This is a genomic window from Streptomyces sp. sk2.1, assembly GCF_008120935.1.
In the GTDB taxonomy this organism is placed as follows: Bacteria; Actinomycetota; Actinomycetes; order Streptomycetales; family Streptomycetaceae; genus Streptomyces.
Map to the genome: position 1 here is coordinate 221,391 of NZ_RDBO01000083.1, position 18,680 is coordinate 240,070.

Consider the following 18,680-nt stretch of genomic DNA (forward strand, 5'->3'; position numbering starts at 1 on the left):
CGTTCGGGTGCGGGGCGGCGGGTTTCGGGGCGGGGTCAGCGGGCGTCGTCCGGGAGGAGCCGGGCCAGGGTGCGGACGGCGCGGTACTGCAGGGTCTTGATCGCGCCCTCGTTCTTGCCCATGACCCGCGCGGTCTCGGCGACCGAGAGGCCCTGCAGGAAGCGCAGGGTCACGCACTCCTGCTGCTGGGGGTTGAGCCGCCGCACGGCCTGCAGCAGTGCGGCGTTGGAGAGGGACTCCAGGACGGAGTCCTCGGGGCTGCGCTCGACCTCGTTGGCGTCGAGCATCTCGCCGGTGGTCACCTCCAGCCGGAAGCGGCTGGACTTGAAGTGGTCGGCGACCAGGTTGCGGGCGATGGTGACGAGCCAGGCGCCGAAGTCTCGGCCCTGCCAGGTGAACGTGGAGATGCGGCGCAGGGCGCGCAGGAAGGTCTCGCTGGTGAGGTCCTCGGCCGTCGCCTTGCCCCCCACGCGGTAGTAGATGTAGCGGTAGACGGTGTCGCTGTACTGGTCGTAGAGGCGGCCGAAGGCCTCGGCCTCGCCGGCCTGCGCGCGTTCGACGAGGTCCATCATGCGCGCGCTGTCGCTGTCGGCGGTCGGTCGGCGGACGGTGGTGGACGCGGTCGTCGCGCCGCGGTTGCCGCGTCTTCCGACCGCCGCACCGCGTTCGGCCAGGGCGTAGCAGGGGCCGACAGGTGCAGGGGTGGCGAATGCGGGGACGGCGTACGCGGTGGGGACGAAGCCGCGCAGGCGGTTGGCGACCGTTGCGCGCAGCGTAGCCAGGCCCGAGGCGTCAACCCCGACGTGTGGGTACACGGGACTCCCAGAGGCAGAGCTTCCATCACGTGCAGTGCGAAACCCTCACTCGTCGTAGTGAGTGAGGGGTTCCGGAATGCGTCTGAGGAGAATAACGCTTCGTACAGGCAGTGCTACACCCAGTTGCTCAAATCATCGATTACGTCGCTTCCGTAGCAACTAAACGACGCATTAAGTAGCACATCGTGACCGGTTGCTGATCGGATTACTTCGGTATCTGCTTACGGGCGCGACTGGTTGTGGCCGTGTGCGAGCAATCCGACTGGCGGGAGCGGTCGGTGGGTAAGAGGTTCCGATCGGCCGCGGGGCCGGGCGTGGCTCGGGACCGGGGAGCGGCGCGGGCGCGTCAGCGGCGGCGGCGGTGCAGGGCGACCGCGGCGGCGGTGCCGCCCGCGAGGGCGCCGACGCCGGCCGCGGCGGGGATGCCGACCTTGACCGCCTTGCGGCCCGTCCGGTAGTCCCGCAGGCGCCAGTCGAGGGCGCGGGCGTGCTTGCGGAGCTTGGCGTCGGGGTTGATCGCGTACGGGTGTCCGACCAGGGACAGCATCGGGATGTCGTTGTGCGAGTCGCTGTACGCCGCGCAGCGCTCCAGGTCCAGGCCCTCGGCGGCGGCCAGGGCGCGTACGGCCTCGGCCTTCGCGGGGCCGTGCAGCGGCTCGCCGACCAGGCGGCCGGTGTATACGCCGTCGACGGATTCGGCGACCGTGCCGAGCGCGCCGGTCAGGCCGAGCCGGCGGGCGATGATCGTGGCGGTCTCCACCGGGGCGGCGGTGACCAGCCAGACCCGCTGGCCCGCGTCGAGGTGGGCCTGGGCGAGGGCGCGGGTGCCGGGCCAGATGCGGTCGGCCATGTACTCGTCGTAGATCTCCTCGCCGATGGACATCAGCTCGGAGACGCGGTGGCCCTTGACGATGGACAGGGCGCTGTCGCGGGCGTCCTGCATGTGGTCCGGGTCCTCGACGCCGGCCAGCCGGAACCACGCCTGCTGCCAGGCGAACCGGGTCAGCTCGCGGCGCTGGAAGAACTTCCGCTTGTACAGGCCGCGGCCGAAGTGGAAGAGCGCCGCGCCCTGCATCACCGTGTTGTCCAGGTCGAAGAAGGCGGCGGCCCGGTCGTCGCCCGCGACGGGGAAGGGTTCCTCCGCGGGCTTCGCCGTCGCGGCGGTGTCCTGCTCGGCGTCGGGGGACAGGTCGTCGGGGAGGGTGGATTTCCGTGCTGCCTCGGCTGCCGCCTCGCCGGCCAGCACACTCCGTGCTGTCGCGGGGCGCCTACGGGGGGTGAGCCATCCAGGAGCGGCCATGCGGTGAGCATAACCAGTCGGTTCGGCCCTTCCCGACCTGCCGGGATGCCGCGGCGTGAACTCTTGGCCGCGAGTCCGGCGACCGGGTGACACCGGGGGCGGTGGGGCGGGTTCGGGGGCGGCGCAGAATGAAGGCATGAGCCCCTTGTTGCGACGTACGAAGAAGAAGCCCGAGCAGCGGACGGTGACCCTGGTGGGGAAGCCCGGATGTCATCTCTGCGACGACGCGAGGCAGGTGGTGCGCGAGGTGTGCGAGGAGACGGGCGCGTCCTGGGAGGAGAAGGACATTACCCAGGACGAGGAGCTGCACCGGGCGTACTGGGAGCAGATCCCGGTCGTGCTCGTCGACGGCGAGCAGCACACGTTCTGGCGGGTGGATCCGGCGAGGCTGCGCGGGGCGCTGCTTTCCTGAGCGAAGCCGGTTACCATCATGGGCGTTTTGAGTGCTCTCGGGGGAGTGGTTGTGAGGAGTGTGTGCCGCTTTGCCCCCTTCGGGCCTGCAACGGGCTGATGCGATCGTTGGTTCCGGGATCGCGCGACGGATGTGCGTGACCCCGGTCACTTTGACCGGACAAAACGGACACTATCTTTGTGCACGCGTTCACAAAGACATAGCCTGCATTCGACGGGGCGGTCTTGGGAACTACGGCCGCCTGCAGCCCCGCTCATCCCGCAGGAGCACCGTGGCAACTGGCCGAACTCACCGACCGGCGACCCGTAGCCGAGGAATTCCCGAGGCCACCGTCGCCCGGCTTCCGCTGTATCTGCGCGCGTTGACCGCGCTCTCCGAGCGCTCGGTCCCCACGGTCTCGTCCGAGGAGCTCGCCGCCGCGGCGGGGGTCAACTCCGCCAAGCTGCGCAAGGACTTCAGCTACCTCGGTTCGTACGGGACGCGCGGCGTCGGTTACGACGTCGAGTATCTCGTGTACCAGATCTCCCGCGAACTCGGGCTCACCCAGGACTGGCCGGTCGTCATCGTCGGCATCGGGAACCTCGGCGCCGCGCTCGCCAACTACGGCGGTTTCGCCTCCCGCGGTTTCCGGGTCGCCGCGCTGATCGACGCCGATCCCGCGATGGCCGGGACGCCCGTTGCCGGCATCCCCGTCCAGCACGCGGACGAGCTGGAGCAGATCGTCCGCGACAACGGCGTCTCGATCGGTGTCATCTCCACCCCGGCCGGTGCCGCGCAGCAGGTCTGCGACCGGCTCGTCGCCGCGGGCGTCACCTCCATCCTCAACTTCGCGCCGACGGTGCTCTCCGTGCCCGACGGCGTCGACGTGCGCAAGGTCGACCTCTCGATCGAGCTCCAGATCCTCGCCTTCCACGAGCAGCGCAAGGCCGGCGAGGACACCGAGGGCGGTGTCCAGGACCCGGCCGAACAGCCGGCGCGTCCGGTCACCGGAAGCCGCAAGGGACCTGACGGGGACATGCCCGCCGTGATGCCGGCATGAGCCTTCTCGTCGTGGGACTGAGCCACCGCAGCGCCCCGGTCTCGGTGCTGGAGCGGGCCTCGCTGGCCGCCGACACCCGGGCCAAGCTGCTCCAGGACACCCTCGCCGCGGAGCCCGCGGTCGAGGCCACCGTCCTGGCCACCTGCAACCGCATCGAGCTGTACGCCGACGTGGACAAGTTCCACGCGGGCGTCGCCGAGCTGTCCACGCTGCTCGCCCAGCACAGCGGGGTCGGCCTGGACGAGCTCACTCCGTATCTCTATGTGCACTACGAGGACCGGGCCGTCCACCACCTCTTCTCGGTGGCGTGCGGGCTGGACTCGATGGTCGTCGGCGAGGGCCAGATCCTCGGCCAGATCAAGGACGCGCTGGCGCTGGGGCAGGAGCTGCACACCGCGGGCCGGCTGCTGAACGACCTGTTCCAGCAGGCCCTGCGGGTCGGCAAGCGTGCCCACAGCGAGACCGGGATCGACCGGGCCGGGCAGTCGCTGGTCACCTTCGGTCTCGAACAGCTCGCGGCCGGCTCGGACGTCGCCGACTGGGCCCGGGGCAAGCGCGCCCTGGTGATCGGCGCGGGCTCGATGTCCTCGCTCGCCGCCGCCACCCTGGCCCGTACCGGCGTCGCCGAGATCGCCGTCGCCAACCGCACCCGGGCCCGCGCCGACCGGCTCGTCGAGATCCTGGGCCAGCCCGGCGGCACGGGCGTGACCGCCCGCGCCGTGGAGATGGCCGAGGTGTCCGGGGAGCTGACACGTGCCGACATCGTCGTCTCGTGCACCGGTGCGACCGGGCTCGTGCTGACCGCCGAGGCCGTCGCCGGGGCGCTCGGCCTGGCCGTCGAGGACGCCGACGGGACCCCCGCCGTCGTACCGGCACCGGCCGCGGCCCCCGTCCCCGACGACGTCGACCGGCACGCCGCCTGGGTGGAGAACGGCAGCTCCGGCACGGTGCGCCGGGCCGTCCGCCGGGCCACCGTGCCCGCCCAGGGCACCGGCCCCGCGCGCCTTGCGCTGCTCGACCTCGCCATGCCGCGGGACATCGACGGCGCGGCCGCCCGGCTCGACGGGGTGCGCCTCGTCGACATCGAATCGCTCGCGGAGGCCTCGGCGGACGCCCCGATGGCCGCCGACGTGGACCAGGTGCGCACCATCGTCTCCGACGAGGTCGCAGCCTTCGGCGCCGCCCAGCGCGCCGCCCACATCACCCCGACCGTCGTCGCGCTGCGCACGATGGCCGCCGGGGTGGTCGCGGGCGAGATCGCGCGGCTCGACGGACGCCTCCCCGATCTCGACGAGAAGCAGCGCGCGGAGATCACGCAGACCGTGCGCCGCGTCGTCGACAAGCTCCTGCACGCGCCCACCGTGCGCGTCAAGCAGCTCGCCAGCGAGCCCGGCGGCGCCGGGTACGCCGACGCGCTGCGGGAACTCTTCGACCTCGACCCGCAGACGGTCGCAGCCGTCTCCCGGGCAGACCTGAACGACCCGAATCGAGGGCGGTCATGACCGACAACTCATCCCCGGTCACGGGGGCCGACAAGCCGCTGCGGCTGGGCACCCGGCGCAGCAAGCTCGCCATGGCGCAGTCCGGCATGGTGGCCGAGGCGGTCAGGGAGGTGACCGGGCGCGCCGTCGAGCTCGTCGAGGTCACCACGTACGGCGACATCTCCCGGGAGCACCTCGCGCAGATCGGCGGCACCGGTGTGTTCGTCGCGGCGCTGCGCGACGCGCTGCTGCGCGGTGAGGTGGACTTCGCCGTCCACTCGCTCAAGGACCTGCCGACCGCCCAGCCCGAGGGCCTCGTGCTGGCCGCGGTGCCGGTGCGCGAGGACCCGCGCGACGTGCTGGTGGCGCGGGACGGGCTGACCTTCGAGCAGCTGCCGGCCGGGGCCCGTGTCGGCACCGGCTCGCCGCGCCGCATGGCGCAGCTGAACGCGTACGCGCGCAGCCACGGCCTCGACATCGAGACCGTGCCGATCCGGGGGAACGTCGACACGCGTATCGGATTCGTCCGGAGCGGTGAGCTGGACGCGGTGGTACTCGCCGCGGCCGGGCTCAGCCGCCTCGGCCGGAGCGGTGAGGCGACCGATTTCCTGTCGGTCGACACCGTCCTGCCCGCTCCCGGCCAGGGAGCACTGGCGATCGAGTGCGCTGAGACCAGCGCCGACCTCGCCGCAGCGCTCGCCGAGCTCGACGACCCGTACACCCGGGCCGCCGTGACCGCCGAGCGTGCCCTGCTCGCCGCCCTGGAGGCCGGTTGCTCCGCACCTGTGGGTGCGCTGGCCGACCTCCTGGTCGACGGACAGGCTGTCAACGAACTGCGCCTGCGCGGTGTCGTCGGGACTCCCGACGGCTCCTCGCTGGTGCAGCTGTCCACCACCGGTCCCGTTCCCACGTCGCAGGACGACGCGGCGGCCCTCGGTCGCGAGCTCGCGGCCGAGATGCTCGCCAAGGGGGCGGCCGGTCTTATGGGGGAGCGAGCACTTTGAGCCCCACCGGCCCCGCCGCAACCGACTTTCCGGCCCTGTCCGCCCAAGGGCACGTCACCTTCCTCGGCGCCGGTCCCGGCGATCCGGGACTGCTGACCCTGCGCGCCGTCGAGGCGCTTGCGAGCGCGGACGTCCTTGTCGCCGAGCCGGACGTTCTCGGCGTTGTTCGCTGCCATGCGCGGGCAGGCGTGAGCACCCCTGAGCTGACGGTTGTTGACGCACAGTCAGCAGCCGCCGGGGTCCCCGTTCTCAGGGACGCGGCCAATCTTGTCATGGAGGCAGCGAAGGGCGGCAGGCGGGTCGTCCGTGCGGTCCTGGGCGACCCGGGGCTGGACGGGAACGCCGGTGCCGAGATGCTCGCCTGCGCCGCGGCCGGGGTTCCCTTCGAGGTGGTGCCGGGGGTCGCGAGCGCCGTGGGCGTGCCCGCGTACGCCGGTGTGCCGCTGCGGGACGAGCAGGGCGCGGACGTCCGGTTCGTGGACGCCCGTACCGCCTCCGACCGCTGCTGGAGCGAGGTCGGCGCGAGCGACGCGACGGCCGTGGTCTCGACGACGCTCGACTCGGTGGCCGCGGCCGCCGGTGAGCTGGTCGCGGCGGGCCGCAAGCCCGACACCCCGCTGACGGTGACGGTGGCCGGCACGACGACCCGGCAGCGCACCTGGACGGCGACCCTCGGGACGATCGCCCAGGTGCTGAAGCAGGCGAAGGTCCTCCCGTCGCCGGACGGGCACCAGCCCGTCATAGCCGTGGTCGGTGAGCGCAGCTCCGCCGCCCAGCGCGACCAGCTCGCGTGGTTCGAGTCCAAGCCGCTGTTCGGCTGGAAGGTGCTCGTCCCGCGCACGAAGGAGCAGGCGGCGTCCCTCTCCGACCAGCTCCGTTCCTACGGCGCCGTGCCGCACGAGGTCCCGACGATCGCCGTCGAGCCGCCCCGTACGCCCCAGCAGATGGAGCGCGCGGTCAAGGGCCTGGTCACGGGGCGCTACGAGTGGATCGCCTTCACCAGCGTCAACGCCGTGAAGGCGGTCCGGGAGAAGTTCGAGGAGTACGGGCTCGACGCCCGTGCCTTCGCCGGGATCAAGGTCGCCGCGGTCGGCGAGCAGACCGCGGCCGCGCTGGTGGACTTCGGCGTGAAGCCGGACCTGGTGCCCTCCGGCGAGCAGTCGGCCGCGGGTCTGCTGGAGGACTGGCCGCCGTACGACCCGGTCTTCGACCCGATCGACCGGGTGTTCCTGCCGCGCGCCGACATCGCCACCGAGACGCTGGTGGCGGGGCTGATCGAGCTGGGCTGGGAGGTCGACGACGTCACCGCGTACCGCACGGTTCGCGCCTCGCCGCCGCCGGCCGACACGCGTGAGGCGATCAAGGGCGGCGGGTTCGACGCGGTGCTGTTCACCTCGTCGTCCACCGTGCGGAACCTGGTCGGCATCGCGGGCAAGCCGCACAACGTGACGGTCATCGCGTGCATCGGCCCGGCGACGGCGAAGACCGCGGAGGAGCACGGGCTGCGGGTCGACGTCCTGTCGCCGGAGCCGTCGGTGCACAAGCTGGCCGAGGCGCTGGCCGAGTTCGGCGCGCGGCGCCGGGACGCGGCGAAGGAGGCCGGTGACCCGGTGACGCGGCCGAGCGAGCGGCGTCCGGGGGCGCGGCGTCGTCGTACGACGACCTGATCCGCCCGGGTCGAGGTGTGTGAGGGGCCCGGTCGCTTCGGCGACCGGGCCCCTCGGCCGTGCCGGGCGTTTCGTACGGTGGTCGGCGCGGGCGGTTCCGGGCGTCGGCCGGGGACGATCCGGGGGTCGGTCCGGCCCCCGGAGGGCGGGGTTTTCCCGGCGCGGGTGTCGGTAAGACGGTGATGTGTACGGGTCTAGTCTCGAAGCATGACTGTGTACGGAAACTTCCCCGGCTCCCGCCCCCGGCGGCTGCGGACGACCCCGACGATGCGCCGGATGGTCGCCGAGACACGGCTCGACGCGGCGAACCTGATCCTGCCCGCGTTCGTGCGCGAGGGCGTCGACGCCCCGGTCGCGATCTCGGCCATGCCCGGCGTGCAGCAGCACACCCTGGACACCCTGCGGAAGGCCGCGGTGGACGCGGCCTCGGCGGGGGTTTCCGGGATCATGCTGTTCGGCGTTCCGGAGGACGAGAAGAAGGACGGCCGGGGCACGGCGGGCACGGACCCGGACGGCATCCTCCAGGTGGCGCTGCGGGCGGTGCGCGAGGAGGTCGGCGACGACCTCGTCATCATGTCGGACCTGTGCCTGGACGAGTACACCGACCACGGCCACTGCGGTGTGCTGACCGAGGACGGCCGGGTCGACAACGACGTGACGCTGGAGCGGTACGCCGAGATGGCCCAGGTCCAGGCCGACGCGGGCGCCCACGTGGTGGGCCCGAGCGGGATGATGGACGGTCAGGTCGGTGTCATCCGGGACGCGTTGGACCAGACGGGCCACGAGGACGTGTCGATCCTCGCGTACACCGTGAAGTACTCCTCGGCGTTCTACGGGCCGTTCCGCGAGGCCGTGGGCTCCTCGCTCCGGGGCGACCGCAAGACGTACCAGCAGGACCCGGCGAACTCCCGTGAATCGATGCGGGAGTTGGCGCTCGACCTGGAGGAGGGCGCCGACATGGTCATGGTCAAGCCGGCCGGTCCGTACCTCGACGTCCTGGCGAAGGTCGCCGAGTCGGTGGACGTGCCGGTCGCGGCGTACCAGATCAGCGGCGAGTACTCGATGATCGAGGCCGCCGCGGAGAAGGGCTGGATCGACCGGGACGCGGCGATCATGGAGAGCCTGACGGGCATCCGGCGCGCGGGCGCGCAGATGATCCTGACGTACTGGGCGACGGAGGTCGCGCAGCGGCTGGCGCGGCGCTGAGCCGGGTCGGGTCGGACTCGGACCCGGACTGTCGCAGGTCCGGCCGGGTCGGGCCGAAACGGTAGCGGGACGGACCCTCCGGGGGTCGTCGTGGCACAAAAGTGCCATGGCGGCCCCCGGCCGCGTTTGCGGTGAGTCTGTGGTGAGTTCTGTGGTGAGTCCGGGGCGACGGTCCGGTGGCCCTGCGGCTCGGGGGCCCCGTGGTTCGGGCCCCGGCAGGGCGGTGAACGGTGGGACGACGGGCCGGCGGACCGGCAGGCCGGCTCACCGGAAAACCGTTGTGACGAACCTCTTGCCGAGGTGATCCCGTCTACCTAATGTGAACCTTCAAATCCCCCGAAGTTCATGTAACAAGGGTCTTAAGGGCATTATTTTGAACGATCAAATCAGCTGTGCGTCCGATGCCGGGCCCCCTGGCCCGGACTCCTTCCACGGCCCGGCGGTGGGCTACCTCGACTACGCGAGAGTCGGCCCGCTCTCCCGTCCGGCCACCTCGGCACTGGCCGAGGCGACCGAGCTCGCCGCCCGCGTGGACCCCGCCGACCTCGACCGGTTGTTCGCCCTCAGCGAGGCAGCCCAGACCTCGGCGGCCCGGCTGCTCTGCGCCCGGCGGCACGAGATCGCCCTCGCCCCGTCCACCAGCAACGGCCTGTTCACCGTGGCCGCCGCGCTGCACGGCCCCGGCACGCTCCTGGTGCCCCGCGACGAGTTCCCCGCCAACCTCTATCCCTGGCTGCGCTTCGCCACCCGAGGCGGCCCCGCGGTCCGCCTCGTCGAACCGGACGGGCAGCGGCACATCACCCCCGACCTGCTGCGCCGCCACCTCACCCCCGACGTCACCGCCCTCGCCGTCAGCGCCGTGGACTCGCTCACCGGCCATCTGGCGCCGCTCGCCGCGCTCAAGGAGGTCCTCGGGCCCGACCGGCTGCTGATCGTCGACGCCATCCAGGGCCTGGGCGCCGTCCCGCTCGAGGCGGACGCCGCCGACGTCCTCGTCAGCGGCGGGCAGAAGTGGCTGCGGGCCGGCTGGGGAGCCGCGCTGCTGCTGATCCGCGACCGGTGCGCCGAGCGGCTGGCCCCCGGACTCGGCGGCTGGGCCGGTGTCGCGGAGCCCTTCGCGCCCCGGCACCCGGCGGAGCCGCTGCCCGGGGCCGCCGCCCACCTCGCCACCAACCCGGACTTCCCGGCCGCCGCCGCCATCGGCGCGTCCATCGACGCCCTGCTCGACCGGGGCGGCCCGGTCGTCGGCGGGGCCCGTATCCGCGCCACCCTCGCCCACCTGCTCGACCGGGCACGGCAGGCCGGGGCCGAGGTCCTGCTGGACGGCCTCGGCCCCCACGAACGCGCCGGCATCGGCACCTTCCGCCTGCCCGGCCACGACCCCGTCACCGTCCACCGGACCCTCGAAGCGGCCGGCCTGATCACCACCCGCCGCGACGAGTGGATACGGCTGTCCCCCCACACCTCCACCCCGGACGCCGCGGCGGACCTGCTCGCCGAGGCGTTGCGCACCCTCACCCACCCCACCACCCACTACGCCCAGGAGCCGACATGTCCCACCAACTGAGCCGCCGCAGACTGCTTCAGCTCGCCACCGCCTCCGCCGCCGGACTCGGCCTGACCGCCTGCGGCGACAACGGATCGGGCGGCGACAGCGGCGCCGACGGCGACAAGGGCCGGATCACGGTCTGGAGCTGGACCACCGCGGCCGAGGCCCTGCGCGGCGTCGTCCCCTCCTTCGAGCGGGACAACCCCGGCATCACGGTGGACATCCAGGACGTCGGCAACCCGGCCATCTGGGACAAGATCACGGTCGGCCTCGCGTCGGACGGCAAGGGCCTCGCCGACGTCCTGCACATAGGCGTCGACTACCTGCCCGGCTACCTGGAGAAGTTCCCCAAGGGGCTCACCAACCTGTCCCGGTTCGGGGCCGACCGGTACCGGAGCGAGTTCGCCCAGGGGCTGTGGCCGACCGTCATAGGCGAGGACAAGGCCGCCCACGCCCTCCCGTGGGAGGTCAACCCGCTCGGCCTGTTCTACCGGAAGGACTACTTCGAGAAGGCCGGAGTCGACCCCGAGAGCATCAGCAGCTGGGACGACCTGATCGCCGCCGGACCGAAGATCCGCGCCGCCACCGGCGCCCAGCTGCTCGGGCTCGACAAGCCCGGCACCACGCCGGACATGGACTTCTTCCAGAACCTGATGCAGCTCCAGGACGCCTTCTACTTCGACCAGAAGGGCAGGATCACGCTCGGCTCGAAGGAGGCCGTCCAGGCCCTCACCGTCATCAAGCGGCTCAACGACGACGGCCTGCTCGCCGACACCGCTGGCCAGGGCACCCGGAAACGCCTGATGGGCCAGGGCAAGCTCGCCACCTCCCCCGACCCCGCCTGGGCCGTCGAGTACCTGGCCACCAAGTTCCCCGAGCAGAAGGGGAAGTGGCGTGTCATGCAGCCGCCCGCCGCCGTTTCCGGGGGCGGTCGCAGCGTCATCGTCAACTCCACCTACCTGGCCGTCTCCGAGTCGAGCAAGCGCCGCAAGGCCGCCTGGCGGTTCATCGAGTACGCGCTCACCAAGCCCGCCGAGATCAACCGGATGTTCAAGTCCGGCGGCGTCTTCCCCGCACTCGGCTCGGCGTACGACGACCCGATGTTCAGCGCGCCCCACCCCTACTACGGCGGCCAGAAGGTGCTGAAGACCTTCGTCGACACGCTCGCCTCCGGCTCCGAGGCCACCAACTTCACCGGCGACTACACCCGCGCCCTCAAGCTCGCCAGCGACGCCCAGAGCCAGGTGCTGGTCAAGGGCGCGGACCCGGCCGGTGCCCTCAGGGACGCCGCCGAACGGCTCGCCCAGCAGACCGGTCGGCAGCTGGCGGCCTGACCACCATGTCCTCCGTCCTGCCCGAACGGGCTTCCGCCACCGAGAAGTCGGCCGGCCGCGGCACCCCCGCGCGCGCCGGCCGCGGCACCCCCGCGCGCACCGGCCGCGCCCGGCCGCGCCGACGCGCGCTGCTGACCCGCGGCTCCGTCCCGTACCTGCTGATCATGCCCGCCGTCCTGGGCTTCGCGATCTTCAAGGCGTATCCCATCGTCTCCTCGCTGTGGATCAGCCTCACCACCGGCAGCGGCGCCGACCGGAGCTTCGCCGGACTCGCCAACTACCGGCGGCTGCTGAACGATCCGCTGTTCTGGACCGCGCTGAAGAACACCGCGCTGATCCTGGTCGTCCAGGTGCCGCTGATGCTGTGCCTGGCCCTGCTCGTCGCCCTCGCGCTCAACTCCGCCAAGGTCTGGCTGCGCCCGCTCTGGCGGCTGGGCGTCTTCGTCCCCTCGCTGACCGGCCTGGTCGCCGCGGGCGTGATGTTCTCCGTGATCCTCAACCACGACGCCGGGCTGCTGAACTGGGTCCTCTCCCTGTTCGGCGTCGACCGGGTCAACTGGCTCGGCAGCCCCGGCTGGGCCCGCGTGGGTGTCGTCCTCGTCATCACCTGGCACTACACCGGCTACAACGCGGTGATGTACCTCGCCGGTCTGCAGGGCATCCCCAAGGAGCTGTACGAGGCCGCGATGGTCGACGGGGCGGGGCCGATCCGCCGCTTCTTCTCCATTACCCTGCCCCAGCTGCGGCCGATCCTGCTGCTCACCGTGGTGCTCTCCACCATCGGCACCCTGCAGCTCTTCGACGAGCCGTACGTCCTCACCGGCGGCGGTCCCGACAACGCCACCCTGACGGTGACCATGTACCTCTACAACAACGGCTTCAAGTACTTCGACTTCGGCTACGCGTCGGCCATCGCCTACGCCCTCGCGCTGATCGTGTCCGTGCTCGGCATCCTGCAGGTCCGCCTGATGGGAGAACGCCGATGAAGTCCCGGGGTCCCCTGCTCACGCTGCTGCTCGCGGGCGCCTTCGCGCTCTGCGTCGGTCCGTTCTACTGGCTCGCCATGGCCGCGACCCAGGAGGACAAGGACGTGTTCTCCTGGCCGCCGAAACTGCTGCCCGGCGGCCACTTCCTGGAGAACCTCCGCGGACTGGAGGAGTCCATCGGGCTCACCCGGGTCCTGGTCAACACCCTGGTGGTGTCGAGTGTCCAGACGCTCGGTGCCGTCATCGTCTCGGTACTGGCCGGGTACGCCTTCGCCAAGTTCGAGTTCCGCGGGCGCAACCTGTTCTTCGTCCTGCTGCTCAGCACCCTGGTCATCCCCGACACGGTGATGCTGATCCCGGTCTTCCAGATGATGATGGACCTGGGCCTGATCGACTCCTACCAGTCCATCATCCTGCCCGGCCTGGTCACCCCGTTCGGCATCTTCCTGATGCGGCAGGCCCTGCGTTCCATGCCCGACGAACTCCTCGACGCGGCCCGTGTCGACGGCGCCGGCGAACTGCGGGTGCTGTGGCGGATCGTCATCCCGGTCAACCGGCCGATCATCGCGGCGCTCGGGCTGTTCGTCTTCCTCGGCAGCTGGAACCAGTTCGTCTGGCCGCTGATCGCGCTGCGCAGCCCCGAGATGTACACGCTGCCCGTGGCCACCGCCACCCTCCAGGGGCTCTCGACCACCAACTACGCGCAGGTCCTGCTCGCCGCGGGCATCGCCGCCATCCCCGTGATGGCCCTCTTCCTCGTCCTGCAACGCCAGTTCATCTCCGGCCTGTTGGCCGGGGCCACCAAGGAGTGACCACAGCATGACCACCGAGAACGCGTCCGCGTCGGCGTCCGCGTCCGTGTCCGCCGGGCCGGGCGCCGGTCCGCAGCAGTTCGTCCCGGTGTGGCGCCCGAACACGCCGGCCGGGGAAACCCCCGACACCGTCGTCCACCGGCAGTTCGCCACCGGCCTGTCCCTCTCCACCGGGGCCCCGCTCGACGTCCACCTCACCGGACTCGGCTGCGACCGGCTGGAGACCACCGTCACCCCGCTCGGCGACGGTGCGGTCCTGATCGAGGTCCGGGCGGCGGCCGAGGCCACCGTCCGCGCCGAATGGCGGGTCCCCTGCCTCGGGGCCACCGCCTACTGGACCCCGGACACCAGCGCCTCCCGCTGGCTGCCGCCGTCCTGGATCGCCCCCCGCACCGTCTCGCTCGCCAAGGGCGCCCCCGTCGTCAGCCTGGTCGGCATCGACGACCGCGCCCTGTGCACCGCCGCCGCGGCCGAGTTCTTCGCCCCCGTGCGCATCGACGGCGGGGTGGTGGAGGAGACCAACGAGTTCGCCTTCACCGTCGAGCAGGCCCTCACCCCGGACGGGCCGCCGCTGCGGCTGCGGATCGACATCGGCGGCCGTCACTTCGCCACCACCCTGCGGGACGTCACCGACTGGTGGGCCGAGGGCCTGGACCACCCCGGCGTCGCCCCCGCCGCCCGGATGCCCGCCTACTCCACCTGGTACAGCCTCCACCAGAACGTCGACACCGCCGTCGTGGAACGCCAGGCCGCCCTCGCCGCGGGCGTCGGCTGCGACAGCATCATCGTCGACGACGGCTGGCAGACCACCGACCGCGCCCGCGGCTACGGCCACTGCGGCGACTGGGACCCCAACCCGGCGGCCTTCCCCGACTTCGCGGGCCACGTCGCCGAGGTCCACCGCACCGGCCTCGCCTACCTCCTGTGGTACGCGGTGCCGTTCATCGGCCGGCACAACGACGCCTGGGACCGCTTCAAGGGCATGATCCTGCGCGAGGCACCCAAGATGGACGCGGCCGTGCTCGACCCCCGCCATCCCGAGGTCCGCGCCTACCTGATCGAGAAGATCTCCCGCGCCGTCGAGCAGTGGGACATGGACGGCCTGAAGCTCGACTTCATCGACCACTTCGCCGCCGCCGACCCGCCGCCCGCCCCGGACGGCGCCGACCACGCCACCGTCCACGAGGGCCTGCTCCAGCTGCTCGCCGACCTCGACGCCCGGCTGCGCCGCACCCGGCCCGACGTGATCGTCGAGCACCGCCAGCCGTACGTCGGCCCCGGGCTGTGGCCGTACGCCACCATGGTCCGCGCCACCGACTGCCCGCTCAGCCCCGCCGAGAACCGGCAGCGCACCGTCGACTGCCGCCTCACCGCCGGCCCGCTCGCCGTCCACGCCGACATGATGACGTGGAACGCCGACGAGCGGCCCGAGGACGTCGCCGTCCACCTCGTCAACGCCCTGTTCTCGGTGCCGCAGATCTCCGTCGACCTCGACGCCCAGACCCCCGACCAGCTCGCCACCCTGCGCTTCTGGCTCGGCGTCTCCCGACGGTACGTCGACGTCCTCCAGCTCGGCACCCTGGAACCCGCGCGACCGGACCTGGGCTACCCCCTGGTCCGCGCCCACGACCGCAGCACCACCGTGATCGCACGCTACGCGCCGCTGCCCGTCGCCCTTCCGGACCGGAACGCCGAGGACGGCCCGCAGACCCTGCTCGTCGCCAACGCGGACGGCGACCCCACGGTGATCCTGTCCGCCACCCGGCCGGAAAGAGCACTCGTCCGCATTCAGGACTGCCGGGGTGAGATCCTGTCCGATACCGTGCTCGACCTCGTCGCCGGGGTGAACCCGGTGACCGTACCGACAGGCGGCCTGCTCACCCTGACCCGCGAGCACTGAGGAACGCGGGTCGGGGACGGGCGCCCGCCCGCCCCCGACCCGCCGCCGACCGCCCGCAGAGGAACGATGACCGCTCGACAGGTGACCATCGAGGAGGTCGCGCGCGCGGCCGGAGTCTCCCGGCAAACCGTCTCGAACGCCCTCAACGCCCCCCACCGGCTGCGCGAGGCGACCCTTGCCCGGGTCACCGCCGCCATCGACGAACTCGGCTACCGGCCCGACCAGTCCGCCCGCAGCCTGCGCACCGGCACCCGCAAGGTCATCGGCTACCCCGCCCCCGCCGACAACCCCGRCGACCCCAACCCCCTGATGGGCGGCTTCCTGCAGGCGCTGGTGACCGCCGCCGACGACGTCGGCCACCGCATACTGCTGTTCCGCTCCGACCCCCAGCAGGGCGCCGGAGCGGTCGCCAGGTCCTTCAACGACCTGATCGCGTCCCGTCAGGTCGACGGGTTCGTCCTCTCCGACGTCATACACGACGACCCCCGTGTCGACGTGCTCGCCGAGGCCGGTTTCCCGTTCGCCGCCTTCGGCCGGACCGCCCCCGGCCGCCCGCAGAACTGGGTGGACATCGACTCCACCGCCGCCACCGCCGCCCTGGTGGAGCTGCTGCTCGCCCAGGGCCACCGGCGGATCTGCTACCTCAACTCCGCCGCGTCCCTGCCCTGGCTCGCCGACCGCCGGGCCGGCTTCCTGCAGGCAGCGGCCGCGGCCCCCGACGGGGCCTTCGAGGTCGGCGTCCCCGAGGACGACCCGGTCGCGCTCTCCCACGCCGTGCAGCGCCTGCTCAGCGGCTCCGACCGGCCGACCGCCCTGGTCTGCGCGAGCGACTGGCTCGCCCTGACCGCCTACCAGGCCGTCCGCGCGGCGGGCCTCGCGGTCGGTGACGACATCGCTGTCACCGGCTTCAACGACATCCCGCTGTGCACGATGCTCCAGCCCGCCCTCACCAGTGCGCGGCTGCCCCTGGCCGCCATCGCCCGGACCCTCGTCGAACGGCTGATCACCGCCGTCGAGGACCCCGCCGCCGCTCCGTCGAGCGGGCTGCTGCTGCCCGCGGAGCCGGTCGTGCGCGCCAGCACGCCGGACCGGTAGCGGGCCCGTACGGACTTTCCGTACGGGTTTTTCGTGACGGCTTTCCGTACGGGCCTTTCGTACGGGATCTTCAGGTCCTCCGGTCCCGTTCCGCGAGGGCGCCGCGGGCGGCGGCGCGTACGAGGAGGTCGTCGTCCGTGTCCGTGTCCGCGGCGGCGGTCAGGGCCTCGTGGACCGCCGGGTCGTCGGCGTAGGGGCCCAGGGCCATGGCGGCGTACTGGCGGACGAGGTCCTCCTCCGGGTCGTGCAGCGCGGTCAGCAGGGCCCGCCCGGCCGCGCGACGGTCGGCCGGGTCGGACGGGGGCCACAGGCGCAGGAGCGTGCTGGCCTCGATGCGGGCGAGGTCGTACTCCCCGGGGTCGGCGACGACCGAGACGAGGAAAGGCACCGCGTCGGCTTCGCCGTCCAGCTCCGCGACGATCTCGCGTCTGCGGTCGCTGGAGGCGGGCAGGGCGCGGAACTCCTCGACGAGGCGGTCGAGTCGGTCGTTCGTTCGTTTCATCGCGGTGCTTTCCGTTCCGGCCGGTCAGGGGCAGTGGGTCAGGGCCAGTCGACCAGGGCCGCGAACGCGACCCCCGTGACGAACACCGTGCAGGGCGCGAGCACGGCGAGGAAGAGGCCGGCCGGCGGCCTGCGGAAGCTGAGGACCCAGCTCGCGACCAGTACGGCCAGGGCCAGCACCAGGCCGCAGCACAGCACGGTCCAGGCGGGTCCGAAGCTCGCGTCGAACCGGTCGGAGGCGGGCTCCGAGCAGGAGTCGCAGGCCATCGGGGAGAGCCCGCCGAAGAACAGGGCGAGCAGCGCGAGCGGGAGCGTCACGACCGTGGAGAGCAGTGCGGCGATCCAGACGCGCGACGGGCGGGCGTCGGTGACGTCTTCGGGCAGGCACGTTTCTTCGGGCATGCGTACGAGTCAACTCGGTGGCCGGGGCAGCCGCATGAGTCGCCGTACTCAGGCCGGCCGGAACGGCCGACCTCGCCGGAACGACTGCCCCTGCCGCAGCGGCCGGTTCCGCCGGAGCGGTCAGTCCCACCAGAACGACCAGATCTCCTGGCCGAGCACCTGCTTCTCCGCGTAGACGCCCAGGTCGTGCGGCGGGCTCTGGTCGATGTTGTCCGGGCAGAACGCGTAGTGCTCGGCGGCGACGGCGCGTGCCTCCGCGAGGGTGGTGGGCGGCCGGGAGACCGAGAGGGTCAGGGTGTCGAAGCCCAGCATCACGACCCGGATGCCGAAGCGGTCCTCCCAGGAGCGGAGCACGGCGCAGAGCCTGGCCGTGTCCTCCTCGAAGTTGAGCGGGCCCGACCAGCCGATGGCCGCCGGTATGTCCGCGCTGCGCCGGGCCGGGACGAGCGCCATCCGTGAGCCGGGGAACCAGCCCTCCGGGCCGACGCACTCCTCGGCGATGGCGGCCGCCAGGTCGTCGGGGGCGTCCTGTCCCTCGGCGGCCGGGACGGGTGCCAGGCCGGGCCAGTCGCTCTCGGCGGGGTCGATCTCCTCGGGCGCGTTGCCGTTCCAGTACTCGGTGAGCACCTCCTCGGCGTCGTGGTCACCGGGGTACGACGTGCTGTCCGGGGTCAGGTCCCACTCGGCGGGCCACTGGTCGCGTCTCCCGCCGTCGATGAGCACGGGAAGCAGTCCGACCGTCCGCCCGGCGGTGCGCAGCGTGCGCCACGCCCCGTGGGCCGCGGGCTCGTCGGCGCACCAGAGCAGCGGCTCGTGCCAGGTGCCGTCGATGGTGGTGTCCACCAGCGAGCCGGGCGGGAGTCGGAGCCCCGATGTGGCCAGGGACGGGAGCGGGTTGGGAAGCGTCGCCATGTCGGTGAGCGTACGGGGGCCCACTGACAACCGGCCGCCGGGCCGGGGTGTCCGGTGGTCGGGGCCGCCCGGGACGGACCCGGTGTGGGGTCGGTCCCGGGCGGCCCGGCCGTCAGGCCCGCCGGGAGCGGCGACGGGCGGCGAGGACGAGGCCCGCGCCCGCGGCGAGCACCACGACGGTGCCGATGACCAGCGGGATGGTGCCGCTGCTGCCGGTGGAGGCGAGGTCGCCGTCCTTCTTGCCGGGGGCGGCGCTGTCGGAGGG

18 protein-coding genes are annotated in these 18,680 nt (G+C 72.4%); 12 read left to right on the top strand and 6 right to left on the bottom strand.

From position 1 onward, the window contains the following. Positions 1-35 precede the first annotated feature (35 nt). On the bottom strand, positions 36-815 hold the full coding sequence (locus tag EAO76_RS37875) for an ECF subfamily RNA polymerase sigma factor, BldN family (protein ID WP_148840746.1): 780 nt from the start codon (positions 813-815) through the stop codon (positions 36-38). Between the two features lie 346 nt (positions 816-1,161). Beyond that, positions 1,162-2,115: an HAD family phosphatase gene (locus EAO76_RS37880; RefSeq protein ID WP_148840747.1), complete on the bottom strand. Its 954-nt coding sequence runs from the start codon at positions 2,113-2,115 to the stop codon at positions 1,162-1,164. A 136-nt stretch (positions 2,116-2,251) separates the two neighbouring features. Between EAO76_RS37880 and EAO76_RS37885 the strand changes: the two genes are divergently transcribed. The 12 genes from EAO76_RS37885 to EAO76_RS37940 all read left to right on the top strand — a co-directional run bounded on the left by EAO76_RS37885 (position 2,252) and on the right by EAO76_RS37940 (position 16,600). After that, on the top strand, positions 2,252-2,527 hold the full coding sequence (locus EAO76_RS37885) for a glutaredoxin family protein (RefSeq protein WP_148840748.1): 276 nt from the start codon (positions 2,252-2,254) through the stop codon (positions 2,525-2,527). 271 nt (positions 2,528-2,798) lie between these two features. After that, on the top strand, positions 2,799-3,566 hold the full coding sequence (locus EAO76_RS37890; protein WP_148840749.1) for a redox-sensing transcriptional repressor Rex: 768 nt from the start codon (positions 2,799-2,801) through the stop codon (positions 3,564-3,566). Beyond that, a complete protein-coding gene (locus EAO76_RS37895) occupies positions 3,563-5,068 on the top strand; it encodes a glutamyl-tRNA reductase (protein WP_148840750.1) in 1,506 nt (501 codons plus the stop codon). The genes EAO76_RS37890 and EAO76_RS37895 overlap by 4 nt, the downstream gene beginning before the upstream one ends. Beyond that, positions 5,065-6,051: a hydroxymethylbilane synthase gene (gene hemC / locus EAO76_RS37900; RefSeq protein ID WP_148840751.1), complete on the top strand. Its 987-nt coding sequence runs from the start codon at positions 5,065-5,067 to the stop codon at positions 6,049-6,051. The genes EAO76_RS37895 and hemC overlap by 4 nt, the downstream gene beginning before the upstream one ends. Next, on the top strand, positions 6,048-7,718 hold the full coding sequence (locus EAO76_RS37905) for a uroporphyrinogen-III synthase (protein WP_148840752.1): 1,671 nt from the start codon (positions 6,048-6,050) through the stop codon (positions 7,716-7,718). Before hemC ends, EAO76_RS37905 begins: the two co-directional genes overlap by 4 nt. Before the next feature lie 207 nt (positions 7,719-7,925). Next, positions 7,926-8,924 (top strand): porphobilinogen synthase, encoded by a 999-nt coding sequence (gene hemB / locus EAO76_RS37910; protein WP_187438943.1) that lies wholly within the window; start codon positions 7,926-7,928, stop codon positions 8,922-8,924. 373 nt (positions 8,925-9,297) lie between these two features. Beyond that, a complete protein-coding gene (locus EAO76_RS37915; RefSeq protein WP_262376095.1) occupies positions 9,298-10,491 on the top strand; it encodes an aminotransferase class V-fold PLP-dependent enzyme in 1,194 nt (397 codons plus the stop codon). After that, positions 10,476-11,807 carry a sugar ABC transporter substrate-binding protein gene (locus tag EAO76_RS37920; RefSeq protein WP_148840753.1) on the top strand — a complete coding sequence of 444 codons (1,332 nt, stop codon included), beginning with the start codon at positions 10,476-10,478 and terminating at the stop codon, positions 11,805-11,807. The genes EAO76_RS37915 and EAO76_RS37920 overlap by 16 nt, the downstream gene beginning before the upstream one ends. A 5-nt stretch (positions 11,808-11,812) precedes the next feature. Next, positions 11,813-12,793: a carbohydrate ABC transporter permease gene (locus EAO76_RS37925; protein WP_148840754.1), complete on the top strand. Its 981-nt coding sequence runs from the start codon at positions 11,813-11,815 to the stop codon at positions 12,791-12,793. Beyond that, the gene (locus tag EAO76_RS37930) at positions 12,790-13,605 is read left to right on the top strand and encodes a carbohydrate ABC transporter permease (protein WP_148840755.1); all 816 of its coding nucleotides are present in this window, start codon (positions 12,790-12,792) and stop codon (positions 13,603-13,605) included. The genes EAO76_RS37925 and EAO76_RS37930 overlap by 4 nt, the downstream gene beginning before the upstream one ends. Positions 13,606-13,612: 7 nt before the next feature. Beyond that, the gene (locus tag EAO76_RS37935) at positions 13,613-15,505 is read left to right on the top strand and encodes a glycoside hydrolase family 36 protein (protein ID WP_148840756.1); all 1,893 of its coding nucleotides are present in this window, start codon (positions 13,613-13,615) and stop codon (positions 15,503-15,505) included. Between the two features lie 66 nt (positions 15,506-15,571). Then, positions 15,572-16,600: a LacI family DNA-binding transcriptional regulator gene (locus tag EAO76_RS37940; RefSeq protein WP_148840757.1), complete on the top strand. Its 1,029-nt coding sequence runs from the start codon at positions 15,572-15,574 to the stop codon at positions 16,598-16,600. Between the two features lie 70 nt (positions 16,601-16,670). Here EAO76_RS37940 and EAO76_RS37945 read toward each other — a convergent pair whose 3' ends face one another. The 4 genes from EAO76_RS37945 to EAO76_RS37960 form a co-directional block, all read right to left on the bottom strand. Next, positions 16,671-17,102 carry a hypothetical protein gene (locus EAO76_RS37945; RefSeq protein ID WP_148840758.1) on the bottom strand — a complete coding sequence of 144 codons (432 nt, stop codon included), beginning with the start codon at positions 17,100-17,102 and terminating at the stop codon, positions 16,671-16,673. Between the two features lie 38 nt (positions 17,103-17,140). Further along, the gene (locus tag EAO76_RS37950) at positions 17,141-17,503 is read right to left on the bottom strand and encodes a hypothetical protein (protein WP_148840760.1); all 363 of its coding nucleotides are present in this window, start codon (positions 17,501-17,503) and stop codon (positions 17,141-17,143) included. A gap of 120 nt (positions 17,504-17,623) precedes the next feature. Beyond that, positions 17,624-18,415, bottom strand: coding sequence for a DUF4253 domain-containing protein (locus EAO76_RS37955; protein ID WP_148840762.1), 792 nt, complete (start codon positions 18,413-18,415; stop codon positions 17,624-17,626). Positions 18,416-18,527: 112 nt separating this feature from the next. Next, positions 18,528-18,680: LPXTG cell wall anchor domain-containing protein (locus tag EAO76_RS37960; protein WP_148840861.1), on the bottom strand; the 153-nt coding region annotated here is incomplete at its 5' end.